Origin of the sequence: Limnoraphis robusta BA-68 BA1, from assembly GCF_034932365.1 — a bacterium.
GTDB lineage: Bacteria > Cyanobacteriota > Cyanobacteriia > Cyanobacteriales > Microcoleaceae > Capilliphycus > Capilliphycus robustus.
In genome coordinates, this window is sequence record NZ_JAYGHR010000002.1 from 98,959 (window position 1) to 112,629 (window position 13,671).

General features: G+C 42.2%; 14 protein-coding genes and 1 CRISPR repeat array. Of the genes, 2 read left to right on the forward strand and 12 right to left on the reverse strand.

The genetic code is table 11. The features are described 5' to 3' along the window. Positions 1-91: 91 nt before the first annotated feature. From VB836_RS01615 to VB836_RS01665, 11 genes are all read right to left on the reverse strand, one after another. Positions 92-2,203 carry a caspase family protein gene (locus VB836_RS01615; RefSeq protein ID WP_323217702.1) on the reverse strand — a complete coding sequence of 704 codons (2,112 nt, stop codon included), beginning with the start codon at positions 2,201-2,203 and terminating at the stop codon, positions 92-94. Positions 2,204-2,399: 196 nt separating this feature from the next. Further along, positions 2,400-2,723 carry a hypothetical protein gene (locus VB836_RS01620; RefSeq protein ID WP_323217703.1) on the reverse strand — a complete coding sequence of 108 codons (324 nt, stop codon included), beginning with the start codon at positions 2,721-2,723 and terminating at the stop codon, positions 2,400-2,402. A 20-nt stretch (positions 2,724-2,743) separates the two neighbouring features. Beyond that, on the reverse strand, positions 2,744-3,040 hold the full coding sequence (locus VB836_RS01625) for an MFS transporter (protein WP_323217704.1): 297 nt from the start codon (positions 3,038-3,040) through the stop codon (positions 2,744-2,746). Positions 3,041-3,121: 81 nt separating this feature from the next. Beyond that, on the reverse strand, positions 3,122-6,514 hold the full coding sequence (locus VB836_RS01630) for a type 2 lanthipeptide synthetase LanM family protein (protein WP_323217705.1): 3,393 nt from the start codon (positions 6,512-6,514) through the stop codon (positions 3,122-3,124). Between the two features lie 144 nt (positions 6,515-6,658). Beyond that, the gene (locus VB836_RS01635) at positions 6,659-6,937 is read right to left on the reverse strand and encodes a hypothetical protein (RefSeq protein ID WP_323217706.1); all 279 of its coding nucleotides are present in this window, start codon (positions 6,935-6,937) and stop codon (positions 6,659-6,661) included. Next, the gene (locus VB836_RS01640; RefSeq protein WP_323217707.1) at positions 6,927-7,052 is read right to left on the reverse strand and encodes a hypothetical protein; all 126 of its coding nucleotides are present in this window, start codon (positions 7,050-7,052) and stop codon (positions 6,927-6,929) included. The genes VB836_RS01635 and VB836_RS01640 overlap by 11 nt, the downstream gene beginning before the upstream one ends. A gap of 49 nt (positions 7,053-7,101) precedes the next feature. Beyond that, positions 7,102-7,449 carry a Nif11-like leader peptide family natural product precursor gene (locus tag VB836_RS01645; RefSeq protein WP_323217708.1) on the reverse strand — a complete coding sequence of 116 codons (348 nt, stop codon included), beginning with the start codon at positions 7,447-7,449 and terminating at the stop codon, positions 7,102-7,104. A gap of 412 nt (positions 7,450-7,861) precedes the next feature. Continuing rightward, entirely contained in the window at positions 7,862-8,800 is a 939-nt protein-coding gene (locus VB836_RS01650) for a DUF1822 family protein (RefSeq protein ID WP_323217709.1), read from the reverse strand. A gap of 32 nt (positions 8,801-8,832) precedes the next feature. Continuing rightward, a complete protein-coding gene (locus tag VB836_RS01655) occupies positions 8,833-9,483 on the reverse strand; it encodes a sigma-70 family RNA polymerase sigma factor (RefSeq protein ID WP_323217710.1) in 651 nt (216 codons plus the stop codon). A 589-nt stretch (positions 9,484-10,072) separates the two neighbouring features. Further along, complete coding sequence (locus VB836_RS01660; RefSeq protein WP_323217711.1) at positions 10,073-11,209, reverse strand: putative CRISPR-associated protein; 1,137 nt, start codon at positions 11,207-11,209, stop codon at positions 10,073-10,075. Positions 11,210-11,253: 44 nt separating this feature from the next. After that, entirely contained in the window at positions 11,254-11,457 is a 204-nt protein-coding gene (locus VB836_RS01665) for a hypothetical protein (protein WP_046276903.1), read from the reverse strand. A gap of 156 nt (positions 11,458-11,613) precedes the next feature. Here VB836_RS01665 and VB836_RS01670 point away from each other — a divergent pair, with 156 nt between their 5' ends. Beyond that, positions 11,614-11,736 (forward strand): hypothetical protein, encoded by a 123-nt coding sequence (locus tag VB836_RS01670; RefSeq protein ID WP_323217712.1) that lies wholly within the window; start codon positions 11,614-11,616, stop codon positions 11,734-11,736. A 114-nt stretch (positions 11,737-11,850) separates the two neighbouring features. Continuing rightward, a CRISPR array of direct repeats spans positions 11,851-12,321; the repeat unit is 36 nt; unit sequence GTTTCCAACTAATCCGATTTAACCCAATCGGTAGGG. A 294-nt stretch (positions 12,322-12,615) separates the two neighbouring features. Here VB836_RS01670 and cas2 read toward each other — a convergent pair. Further along, positions 12,616-12,888, reverse strand: a complete 273-nt coding sequence (cas2, locus tag VB836_RS01675; RefSeq protein ID WP_323217713.1) for a CRISPR-associated endonuclease Cas2 — start codon at positions 12,886-12,888, stop codon at positions 12,616-12,618. 170 nt (positions 12,889-13,058) lie between these two features. Here cas2 and VB836_RS01680 point away from each other — a divergent pair, with 170 nt between their 5' ends. Beyond that, complete coding sequence (locus VB836_RS01680; RefSeq protein ID WP_323217714.1) at positions 13,059-13,496, forward strand: NYN domain-containing protein; 438 nt, start codon at positions 13,059-13,061, stop codon at positions 13,494-13,496. Positions 13,497-13,671: the final 175 nt, after the last annotated feature.

The window sequence follows — 13,671 nt, forward strand, 5'->3', positions numbered from 1 at the left end:
TTGAGGGAATATAAAAACAAAGACTTGCTTAAAGAATCAGCCGTTGAGATGCACCTTAAATTTAAACTTACGGCTGACTTACTTTCAGGTATTACAGGGAAATGCTTGCACCTTTTTTAACCACAAGTGTGATTTGTTCTGTTGTCCATTCATAACTAGCAGAAACCGCAGAATTAACATTTTTGGTTGGCGGAGCATCTTCACTAGCAAAGTAAGCTGCTAAGAATTTTGCCAGTGGAGTGGTCGCTTTTCCCGCATTTTTCTGCTGAATAGGTTTATCCAATGGGGGTAGTTCTAACCAGTCAAAGCTAGTGCCATCAACTGTAGCAAAAACTTTAAGAATATCTGACCCTTCCTGATAACCGTTAGGAAGACTGGTTTTAATTGGCCAGAGGATTTCACCTTCTTTATCTAAAGGTTGAAAAGCCGCACCAGTTGGATAGCCTTTTTGAATACTCCAATCCGGCTGAATTGCGAGTACAGTAATATTGAGAGTTTGAGAAGATTTGTTGCAAATCCGCAGGCAAGCATATCGACTAACATCAAGGGTAGGAATGTTACCTACAGCGTCAAACGGTTGTAATTCTAGTTTCTCGCCCGGTTCATAATTATCGGGTAATGCACAGAGTTCTACTGTGATTTTTCCTTTTAGTGGAGACATGGGATCGTGGTTTTCTAGGTCTATGGTGGAGCGATATTTAGACAAATGCACCAAGCGTTTTACCACAGTAACGGCAGCATTAGGATCGCCGACTTTGAGAGCGGGTCGCAAATTAGCAACGGGTTCTCCAGCACGATCCAAAATAATATACTCATCTGCTTTGATAGACACCTGATAATCAATGGATTCATCGCCAGAAACTAATTCCACCCAACCCTTACCTTCTGACATTGCCGACTCAACAGCTTGCAATGCAATTTGTGGATCTATTTCTTTTTCCTGTGGCGGTAATAAACGAATCTTACGCACAAGCTGGGTATTAGGAGACAGCAATAAAGCGCAAGCACTCGAATCAATATCCTCTATCTTTCTCTCTCCAAGCATTTCGGTAATCGTTGCCCAGGAATTTCCCCCACCGAGTTTTGTAATTTCAACTAATGCTAATCGCTGATCTATCTGGGTCAAATCTGCTGTATCGGGGTAGATAGCAAATTCTGCACCTTTACGCAAACCTTGAGCTTGACCCGCATTTAACTTAACCTGTTTATTCTCTAAATCAACCTCGATCACCGATACCGTTAAGTTGGAGGAGGCGAAGTCATTTCCGAAGAAACTGCGATCGCATAAACCTTGCAACATCGGTGTTTGTTTTTCAAACTGAGTATGGACTTTACTAAAAATGTGATTGTGAAGTCTTTTGGCACTCACTCCGGTTCCGAATTTCTTTAAAGACTCTAACAGCCAGTAAGTCAGCGCTCCACCACGTTCTCCATTAAAATCTGTCTCGTAAGCATATTCATTATCTCGACAAGCGGCGAATAAAGTGAAACCAATAGGTTCAAGCCAACCACTACTTGTAACGTTGCGAGTATTTTTATTGTTCTGTGCCAAAGTTTGCCAAGTTTGAGCCAATTCATCGGCAGATGCGACTAAACTTTCTGTGGGTCGTGGTGTTGTGTCAATACCACCCCCTTCTGCTCGACGAATATCACAATTATCTCCAATATTTCGTGCGGCACCTCCAGAATGACAGCTATCGAGTACGACTGTAACCACTAATCCCTTATCTACCATATTTTTTAGGAGTTCTGCTAACTCAAAGTCGCGGAGATAGCGAACTTCTGGGTTTCCAATATCGGTGGGAACTAATGACTCGTCAATTCCTTTCTCTCCTTTAATGTCTTTGTAATTAGTTTCTGCACGTCCCCCGTGACCGGAGTAGTGAATATATACCTGGTCTTGAGGTTGAGCTTTCTCAGTAATTTCTTTAAACTTGGCTACCATATTTTCGTAGGTTGGCCATTTGTCTTTGGGTTCTGATGGCTCAGTGGAACCTTCAACATTGGAAGCTGTTAGCTTGAGAATTTGGGTTTCCGGTACTCCTTTTTGTTTTAAAAAAGCCTCTACGTCGTTGATGTCGCGGACGCATCCCTTGAGATTTTTGTAATAACTACCATCTGGCAATTTATTGGGCAGGTAGCAATCGATTCCTATCAGTAATGCGTGGAAATTCAAACCGTTTGTAAGAGTTACGTCTGTCATATTAGTTCCAATTGATTTTTCTGGAGTTGTTGTCTTGAGAATACTGAGACAAACTGCACCGAAGCAAGTTGAAAATTTAAAGCTTCAATCCGGCTTCAGCATTGCGTTTGGGTAGTGGGGGAAGTGATTTGACTTCGGGGATTCCCCGAACTTTATTTGGGGGTCAAATCGAATAAAAGTAAAATGGGAGACTTTTTCATGCTTCAATAGCCTCGTTTACAGGGGTCGTTTCTGTTATCGAGGCTTGTGGGTTGGAAATTTCAGATTCATTAACTTTGCTTTTCCAAACTTCACAAATTGTTTCGGATGTTGCAGAGGAAATTGTTTTAATAATGAGGACAGCTAAAATTGCTGCAATGGGATAAGCTAACTGTAAGTTAGCCGCTAAAAATGGAATTAATGCTTGGGCTGCCGTCCCCCAATTCTCTTTAAATTTTCCAGCAACTTTTCCCAGATGCTCTTTTAATAAAGCTTGGGATTGAGTTTGAATGATTTGTTCATCAAACAGGTCACTACACATTAATTTGTAGGCTTTTGCATTTAACTTTTGGAAGAAGCGATCGCCACAGTAGCCAGAGCAGCACCAGAATCACTGAGAATCATAGCCCAGCGGCGGCTCCATCGGTCTACCAAGACACCAGCCAGGGGGGAAATCACAATCAGGGGTAGGGCACCTGATACAGTAATTAGGGTAAATTGCGTGATTGATCCAGTGCGCTGGTATACCCAGATGCCTAAAGCAAAATCAGTGAGGCTGGAGCCGATTAGGGAGACTAATTGTCCAAACCAGATGAGAATGAAAACTCTCATCCCAATGTGCGTGGGGTATTTGATCATATTTTTGCTGCCAAAATCATCTATCTGTCCCTATTCCAGGCAAACTCACAGACGTTTTTCTTACTGATGAATCAAGAGAATTTATTCCCAGAGCAACACTGAGGGTAGTGCTTCTGGGTGTGCCAGCCGCAGCAACTCATAGCCAATGCCAGCGCTTCCTTGAAAGAAGCCGGGGTTGAATACATGGTTGGGCAAGTTAGCAAACAATTGATAGCCTCCGGCTTGTTTGGCTCTGGCTAATACCCAAGCTGCTCTTTGTTGTGCCATTGTCAGCAATTCAGGGCGGGATAGTTTTTGTGCCCCCAGCAGCAGCACTTCGCAGCGACCTAAATTGCCACAGCAAAGATTATCTACCCCTTGCAAGCCGTACTTCTGAGTCGTCTGCAATGCCACTTCTATATCTTGATGGATTTCCGAGGTTTCTAAAATCGACAAACCACCCAACCGTCCTAAGCCAATCCCCGTAGCACCATGACACCAACTAACTGTATTAAAACCCGGTTGACCATTTTTTTGAGTAAAAGAACGGAAATCAGGCCAGTTAGCGGCAGAGGTTGAAAAGACACTGCGTTCATAAGCAATTCCATCACAGGCTGCCTCTAAATAGTTGCTGTCCTGCGTCACTGAGTAAAGTCTCAGCAGAGCGTAGGCAATTCCGGCAGCACCGTGAGAGAAGCCGGTGAGGGGTCGTTTGGCAACCGTATTCCAAGCTTTAGGCGCACCGTCTTCACTTATTTGCTGGTCGAGCAGATGTTGTCCGCAGGCGATCGCCTTCTCTAAAACCGTAGTTTCAGCCGTCGCTTCATAGAGAGACAATAATCCTAGAATTGTTCCGGCTGCCCCGCCAATAATATCCAACTGTCGATCTGCGGCAATCAGTTCTGGGGTAATCCAACTGGCAAAATGACGTGCATCAGTCAACAAGGTCCCATCTTCCAGAAATTGACTCGCCTTCACTAAGGCATAAATGATTGACCCTAAACCAGTTGCACCACCTATCCCCGTAAGCCGAGCAAAGCGTCGCTGGGCATCTGAGTCCAACATTTCTAGTTGCCGCCGCAGGGGCTGTAACACTCGCAATGCCAACTCGCTGAATCGAGGCTCCTGAGTCACCTGATACAGTCCGGCAAGGAATAAAGCCACCCCACAGCGTCCATCATAGAGGCCATCCCCCAGCACTTGTAACTGGAATCGCTCGGCTTCAGGGACAAAGCCCATGCCAATCCAATTGAGACTGCCATCAGCATCTTGAATCGCTCTGGCTTCAAGTTCAGTCGCAATCTTCCGTGCTTCTTGAATCAGTTGTTCTGAATTGAGGGGCGGCAGAGACTCTTCCTGCCGTTGTTGATGCTCATTATTAGCGGTTTGTGCGACTCTGGCAAAAAAGGCTCCTTGAATAATCGCTACTTGTCGGGTCATATCTATTTCATCCAGGGCTTGCAATTGCTCTATCACCTGTTGATAGCTGGCTTGCTTGAAATACTGGGGAATTACTGAGATACCCTTCAGAGTTAGGGCATCGCTATTCGCCCTAGCCGTAAAGAAGGGAATATCCAATTGCTCCATAGCCCGGAGTTCTGCCTGGAGAATGGGCCAGGCATTGGGTTTTTCCTGGGCAACTAGATAAGCTTGACTGAGAAGATCGATCTTAATGCTGTAGTCTGCACCATTCTTGAGATAATCTGGTGCCCAGGCCCGTTGCAAAATGGTGAAGTAGATGCGGGTAGCCCGGAAAACAAATCGTACCTGCTGATGCTGGAACACTGCTAATGGGCTATCTGACACCAGTAAGCTTTCCTTGTGAGTCATCAAAAAGCAGTACATTTGCTCAAACCCTTCACTGAGTTGCCCTTGATAATCGTTCGGAGACAGGGCAGTATCCCCTAAAAGGGGCACATTTTTCTCGATAGGCAAGGTGACTGTTTCGTTACGCAGGTGCATGTTATCGGTGTTGATAGCCTGCCACCGTGGCACTTTTTGAGGGGCTTGCTGAGAATGGGTGCTGCCCAAGCCACTGATATCGTAGGCAATGCGCTTATCCACACTAAAGTCCCAGCGGGGCAGCAGTCCTGTACGTAATACAGAGTCCAAAAACAGTTGCAGGGAATCTGTTTCCAATGCTTGGTCCGTCGGTGAATTTTCGATGGGATTGGCTTCATGGTGCAACAGGGTTTCCATATCGATCAGCACCAGGTGTTCGCCACTGGCGATCAGGTTCTCCTGGTGACAGTCAGTTCCCCGTAGGGCATAGATCAGACACAGCAACATACCCGCCCGCCGATAAAAGCGTTCGACCGCTGCTTGGTCTGTACAGGGTTGGTATTCGACATATTCAACCCAGCCGTAATCCTGCTGGTTGAGTACCTGGATTACCTTAAGCTCTAATAGTTGGCTTTGGTGATTACACCAGTGGAGAAACTGGTTCCAGGCTACTTCCAGACCCAAATCCTTGGGTTTGTAGATTAGCTTGAGTCCTGATTCCCAGGTGAGCAGGATAACAGTGCGCCCCTGATTGTGCGAATCGGAAAGGGAGGCTTTGATTTGAGAAACTTTGCCTAAAGGCTGTGGTTCTGGGTTGAACTCCCCACGTTCTGGGTTAGGGAGAGTCTCTAAGTCGCCATCCTGAGACTTGTTATTTGTAATTAAGCCAAATGTCTGCTGAATAGCATCCCGATCTTGAACCAGACGCTGAATAAATTCAGCCGTTGCTTCAACCCAAAAATCCACGGTGGTTGCGAGCAATCGACCTAAAACGGGGTAATTCTGGAAAAAGTTTGATAAACCATCCTCTAAGAGTTGATGAACAAACTGGTTGTATTTTGTCTTGCTATTGCTGGGTTCTTCTTCTAGCCCCAGCAGGTTGAGTAAATTTTGACTAAAGGGACGAACTTTAGAGAATTCAAAATTTAGGGTCTTGCTAGAGATCGTTGCCAACCGTTGTAATAAACTGTGTTCCAAGGAATGGTAAGCTTTTTCTGAAAGGATAGATAGGGGAAGTTTTGCTGAGGAAAGCTGAGAGGAACCCAAGCGCGTCAGTAAATTCTGTCTAGCAACTTTGATGGCAGGTAACAGGATATCTTCAAAGACAACGGGAGCGTCTGGTGCGGTTGGCAGTAATATTTCAGCGTTAGGATTGAAATTTGTCGCCGTTTGCATTATTTGGCGCAAGGTTTCTGCCCATGTTGGCAAAGGCTGTTCGGTTGCAAGCTGTACTGTTCCTAATCGCAGACAAACCGTGTCGAGGTCTAAATTCTCCCATTGCAAGCGTTTCTGTAAAGTTGTTAGTTTACCTTCATGAGAAACGGTTTGACACCAGCGATTGAGGCGATTCTCAATCTTTTGTTCGTTTGTCTTTTCTGTAACAACGACGAAACGTTCTCCATCAAGCCGTTCCCAAAGGAAACTGCCATTAGTAACAATCGTAGCAAGTTCGGCTTGGGTGATGTAGCGGTGTTTAACAAGCAGTTGAGACATGAGAAATTTCTTTTCTTAGATTTTGATTTGAGTTCAATGTTTAAGAAATTGCCCAAAACCAGAGGAATTTGTAGGATTCCGTCTCAGACATCGGTTTTGGGCCAACAGTTTTACGCTTTTTGGCCTAGAATGTGGATAAGCATCTTATCGCGTACAATTCGTATTAAACTTTGTATATCGTTTTCTTAGAGTTTGTGGTCCCCCCGATATAGCTAGTAAATCTTCCTCGCTCATTTCTTGGATGAATATTTCGACTTGAATGTAGGTGAGCAATTTAGTTACATCTTCTATTGTAAAATTGTCACCTTTCTCAGCAGCAGCAGTTGTCAACAGTTTAATAGCTTCATCTTGGGTCTTTGCTTCTTGAATTTGCTGACGTACCTGCTCATCTTGAAGCAGAGCTTTAATTTTGTTAATAGACATTATTTTTCTCCTTGAATGATTGAGCTTGGTTGTTGAGAAGTTGTTGACGAAAAAGCTTTCCAGGTATCGAAATTGCCCAAAGCAGGATGACTTTGTAGAAGTCCGTCTCAGACATCGGTTTTGGGCAAACGGTTTTACGCCTTTTGGCCTAGAATGTGGAAAGGCTATTCGGGACAGCTACACCAGCTTTTAGTGCCGACCGTAAGCGGTGCCAACCCTGTATTAGCCCCTCCCGATACAGTTAGTAAATCTACCTCGCTCAATTCATCTTCGGCACGCCATAAGTTACTGATCGCAGCTTCTACTGCACTAGCAGCTTGCACTTCCTGAATGCTGAAGGAGTAACCGTACTCTTCACCCAACGCAACTACGAGTTGAGAAAGGCTTTCCACATCGGTTGCTGCTTTGAGTTTGTTTTGCAGCACAGAGTTGCTCAATACTTCTTGGAAAAACTGTTCCAATTCGCTTGTGTTAGCTGTGGTTTGTGCTTGATCTAAAGTAATAGTAGTCATGTTTGTTGCCTTTGAAAAATAGAGTGTTTTGGGAAATGCAAGGTTTAGCTTTTTTGCTTGTTTCCTTTGCTTTCCATATCTACATAGTATCTAGATGCAATTAAAATGAATAGTCGCACAAATGAGTGATACAGGAAAAACTGACTGATATCAAGTTCAGTTGAATACCCATAATTAATAAATATAGCTTGGGTTGAGGTCACGGATGCTGTTGACGAATTCGTGAAACCAAGGTTTATGCTGTATCTTGCTCCCTTCTCCCAAGGTTGGGAGAGGGGCTGGGGGTGAGGGCTACAGGGATTTCTGGGTTTGTCGTCAGGGATGATAGCTTGAGATTCTGTTTGTTTTCCCTTTGGGTATTCAACCGGACTTGATCTCATAATTTATCATTCATCATTCAATTGTGTGAATTTCACAGCATAAAATTCTCGGTAACAGTAATATCTCTCCAAACTATTTTCACGCCAAAACTATCGCCGACAGCAGCGTTAAATTCCAAGGAAATTTTTTGGTTATCGTTTTTAGTTAAGGCTTCCATCACGGCAGTTTCTTCTTCATCTAAAATCATAATCCCTAGAGAGGGTGGCAGGTATTCTTGACCGTTTGTTGGGTGTAACTCTACAATAATGTTCATTTCGTCTAAGTCGTTTTCGTCCGGGCTAACCTTGACAACTATTCCGACCGATGCGCCGTTACCTTTGATTCCTAAATTAATCAATTTAGCCCGAGAAACCGAGTTTATTTCCCTTTCGTCATGGCTTCTAAATTGCCAAGCAATTTGTTGAGAAAATATGGATTCTATTGGCAACCAATTGGATTCATAAATATTCTCCAACCATTGTTTTAAGTTGGCGGTTTCTTGACGATTTAATTGATTATTTTGTAACTCTAACTGTTCGAGGTAATCTAAGAAAAACTCCAGAGGTTGTAGTTGCTCAATAGGAAACTCATCAATTGATACTTCCTTGATAAACCCCAACAAATTCGCCGATTGCAAAGATTTATTGATCTGCACAACTATATAACCAATTCGGTTGGATTGAACTTCTGGTGGCACATAGACAAACTCTGCATCTTCTAACACCGGACGACATTCTAATTTTCCGCAATTTTTCACGAATAAATCGGCGACATCCGTTAGCGTTTGTTCTGCCGGATTCCAACTTTCACTCGCTTCTAAGTCGGTTTCAAATCCCATACACTCCAGATAGAACTTTACGAAAAATACGGACAAAGTATTCAGCAGAACTTGCTGACTTTTTTCCGGCGTTGCTTGCTGTCTTGCTCTTTTTTCTGCCACCCTAACAGCTACGGTTGATATCGGTCCTGTAAATGTAGAAATCGTTAACATATTACTCCTTTGTTTTCCTCTAATTTAAAAGTTTAACCCAAATCTTCCAAGCCGCACAACTCTCTCAATTCCGGGCGAAATTTTTCTAAGTTTCGCTGATAAAAGTTACTCAAAGTCGCTACGGGGATATCGAATTCATCTGAAATCTCTTTCCAAGATATCCCCGACCATCTTTTCATCGCGATTTCCCGAAAATTGACCTCGGGATATTTTTTGATGTATGCTTGTCTAAAAATTCCTTTCGGGTCGATTTCTATATATTGTCTGATTTTTTGAAAAGCCCGGATATAATCATCTTCGTCTTCCCTCTCCTCAGTTGCCAAGTCTTCCAGATTTTCTAAAATAGAACTTTCTAGGTTAATTTCATTGGTTGTGCCAATCACTTTGGGAATGGCTTCTCGAAAAAAGCGTTTATTTAATAACATATTCACCCAAGTCATAAATTCTCCCCGTTGCGGATCATATTTGTCAATATTTTTGCAGATATACAAAAAAAGATTCTGCACGGCTTCCTGATAAATATCTTCATAGACTCCTTGAAATTGACCTTGATATGGGCGGGCAAGTTGGCGGGAACGGTAAATTGTATCAATGAGTTTTGATAAAATTATCCGTCTAGCAGTTGTACCCATTGGATGCTGTTGGACTTGCAGAGCTAGCGCTTGAAGCTGTTGCTCGTTCATACATTGATTTCTGAGAATTTTATCCTCTGATTACTATCGGATTGTTCCTGTGGCTGTTATCCAAATTCTCTAGCAAAGTTTACAAAAATTTACAATAGGCTGTTTTGTGAGCGATTACCTCTCTAAACGAGTGGCTGTTGAAGAAATGTTCCGAGACTTCAAAAGATATACTGAATGGTTTCCCCGTTGCGGAACTCAATCAAACTCTGTCGTCCGGGGATGAGAACGATTTCGGTAGTTTGTGCGATCGCAATATAATCGGCTACAGTTTCCACTGTCGGAGTTGCAGATACCCTGATCGTAGTAGACAATAGCGTTGCGATCGCACAGTCGTAAGCAATTTATCAATATCGGCAGTCGGGATATTGCATCGAGAACATTGGACGGAGTTATCGGGGGCAATTGACGCACTAAACACTGTTAAGTTGATATTCAAAGCTTCTAACTTTTTTGCTGTTTGGTTTTCGGCAAAATTGGAATGAGCAAATTAGCTAAATCTGGCTGAGAGATACTTCAGAAAACGAACTTTAACCCGGAACTCCCAAGTGGGGACAGTCGGGTTTTCCGCCTTCGGTTTGGTCTGAAATAATTAGTTAGAAAACTTTTCTTTGAGATGGATAGCAATACTGTTGGTTTCAGCTAGATTACGTCCTGTCGTTTGAATACATATTCCCAAACCTGCATCTGTCCAAGTCAATACCCATTCAACTTTTCCATCTGAATAAGTCCGTCGAATAGGATTAATTTGTTTTGGATTGAAAGGGAGAGAATTAATAACAAATTTAACATAGGAAGAACGGCAAATCTTTTCTGAAAAGACTTGTAAAATATCTTTTCCATGATCGTCTCTCAGCTTAATCACTTTTTGGTTTGGGGGCGTATCATCTTGAGGAATTTGAGAAAGAATAGCACTACTCTGCTTGGCAAATTGTAGGCGCGATCGCTCGTTGAACAAAATACCCATAGCCGAAAGACAAACATATTCCAGTTGATCTGAAGATGATTGAGTTTGATCCAAGTCTTCATTACTTGATTCGATTAAAGTGTGAAAATAAGGATTGTTTAAATCTTCTGCAACTAGCGATTTTTCGATAATTTCCTGAGCTTCTAAGGTTTCAAACAAAACATAATGATTGAGCCAAAAAGCGAGGTCAAGGGCGATAGGTTGTGGGGGAAGTTCTATCACTTCTGAAAATTTTTCAAATAGGTAATAGACGGGAATTTCGAGGGCTTGTCCGATCATACCTGCAAAGGAAATCTGAGCTTTGTATCCACCTGTAGCATTGATTGCGATCGCTTCTGAAGACCATTTATTAACTTCTGAACTAATTTCTCGCACCAGATTCTTTAAGCCTTGGGTTTTAAATGCGTAAACATCATCATCTCTTAATCCCTTTAAAACTTTGACTTCAACCTGTTCAAACTGTAAAGGATTCTGACGATTTTCATAGTAAAGTTTAAGTAATGCGCCTGTATTTCGACCATCTTCTGTGTCTGAAACTAGAAAAATTAGACGCAAATACTGAGCTAATAATCTTTTTTGGCAAATACTGGTAATAGAATTAATTTCTGCACCAGAAAGTCTATCTGTATTTTCTTTTTCTAACAGCAAAAGTGCTACTTGATGCCAATTTTTAGCCATCACTGCTGACAGGATAGATTCTTCTGAACGTTTTAAATTGTTGAGTAAGCTAGTTCCAACGGTACAGATTAATGTATTTTTCATGTTTTTGAACTTTCCGCAATCAAGTTAAACATTGAGTTGAATATTTAAGTGTGTTTCACAGGACAAGTTGAGTTAATCATAGCATCGCAGGGGACTTGATCTATGAATCGAGAACCGCCATCTTCTTGAATAGGGGGTTCAAAATTTGTTCGACTGATGTACTGAGTGATAACGGAGGGATTATTAATTTTTGCTGTAAAGATTAAGGTGATCAATACAATCAACTGAAGCAGTTTGAGGTTAGACATGATGTTGTAGGGAATAAGTGTTTTCAACTGTTTCAGTATAGTCACGCATGGAAAAGGAGCTTTCCAAAATTTCGAGGAGTGATATGAGTTTTTTCAATAATTGGCTTGGAAGAACCTGTTTCCAGATGGGGCTAGAATGATGAAACCAATGAGTTAGTGTCTCATCGGGATATTCAATCTCAGGTTTCCTATCGCCAAGCGATTCAGTTGCAAATTCGACGATATAAACGTAGTCTGTGGCGTCGAGAAGTCTATGAACCCTTTTTGAGAATGGGGTAATTGAGAATGTAGGGATTTGGAACTTTTACTGATTCTATCGATTATAACATTATTCAATATAAAGGGAGAGAAAAGTAATTCCTCTCCTTTTTTAATATTTGTCGAAAATACAATGTTTCTAACTAATCCGATTTAACCCAATCGGTAGGGAAACATGTGTAATCCGCAGCACTGTAGCAAGAAATCGTTTCCAACTAATCCGATTTAACCCAATCGGTAGGGGGTAAAAAAGACCTCTTTCTTCACGCCGAATATCTGATTTCCAACTAATCCGATTTAACCCAATCGGTAGGGAAAAAGTTAGTACAAGTCATTTCGGAGAACACTCAACGTTTCCAACTAATCCGATTTAACCCAATCGGTAGGGACAACTTTGATGACTCTATGGAGAGTCCTCCTGATGGAATGTTTCCAACTAATCCGATTTAACCCAATCGGTAGGGTGTTATTTCACACACACCTTTAATGGTGTCAATGTGGTTTCCAACTAATCCGATTTAACCCAATCGGTAGGGCCAAGAATACAACAGTAATAACGGTAGTCATAATGTTTCCAACTAATCCGATTTAACCCAATCGGTAGGGAGTTCGTCTCAGAAGGCAGACTGAGAGAGGGTTACAGACGACAAATCGACGCACCCCCAAACAGAGCATTTGTAACACAGTTGAAACTGCCATTGTTACAGTCCTCAAACCTTGATGAGACAAGCAATCGACGCACCTCAACGCAAAAATCATAGTTTCAGCCATTGAGCAACCTGCGTCGAAACTAATCATATCACACCTCAATCATCTGATACAACCCATACTCCTGAGCCATTCCAGCATCAGAAAACGCTAATTTCACAGTCAATGGGGAAAGTTCAGCCAGAGCAACTTTCACAGCACATAAAAAGTAGGAGGAGACTCAGGTTCAGGACTACCAATCGTCAAGACTAGAGATACAGCCTCCTGAGCAATCCAGTAAAACCGAACATCATTCTCTGCGGGAACAACTAACTTTTTGACTTTTTGATGTAGGATTCGCATCTCGTCTAAAGTGATAAAAATCTCGAAGACTGAATACTGAACTCGCCGACCATAGCCTTCTAGAAAATTAGCTAACTTTGTGCGGCGCTTGTCATTAGGGATATCGTAGACCACAAGTACCATTGTTGTGCAAATCAAGAAAGGGAAGCCATCAGCAAACGCTCTGACTCCCTCCATCATATATCTGAGGTTCTACTCGCTGAATTGGAAATCTCCTTTTCCTGCCCTGTGTATAACTAGATTATGCAAACGAAAGGAAATTTCACACAGCCTATGAACCAGAAACTCAATTTATGAAGACAAATCGGCGAGTATTAATCCTCGCAGATAGCGACAATACCTTTCTCAGCGCTCAGAGTTTCAATCGAAAGGTTGATTGGCTACAAATTCGAGACTATTTAGCCGATTCCAACGAAGGAAGAGAATTAATCGAAATGGTCATTTATGTTGGCTTACCTCCTGCAAGGGAGCGATTTATTGAACAACGTAAAACCAAAGAAAAATTCATCTATTGGGCTAAAAGTAACGGATTTTTAGTAGTTCCCAAAGAAGGCAAAGCCAAGGGCGATGATTTTGAAACCAATATTGATATCGTGATGGCAATGGATGCCATTGAACTGGCTCTAGAAGTCCGTCCAGATATCGTTGTTTTGGTAACAGGAGATTCCGACTTTGCCTATCTCGCTGAAAAGCTCAGAAGGAGAGGAATTCGAGTAGAATGCTTCGGTTGAACAATCGCTCGGCAATGACCTAAAAATGGCAGCTAATAGCGTTGTTGATTTAATTGAACTGTTTGACCGTTTTGAACAACAAAAAGGCAACAAAAACCATTACCGAATTGGCTCTCTTAAATTGTTTGATTGACTAATATTTACTTTGAGGTTAAACCCAAAAATGATGAACAAA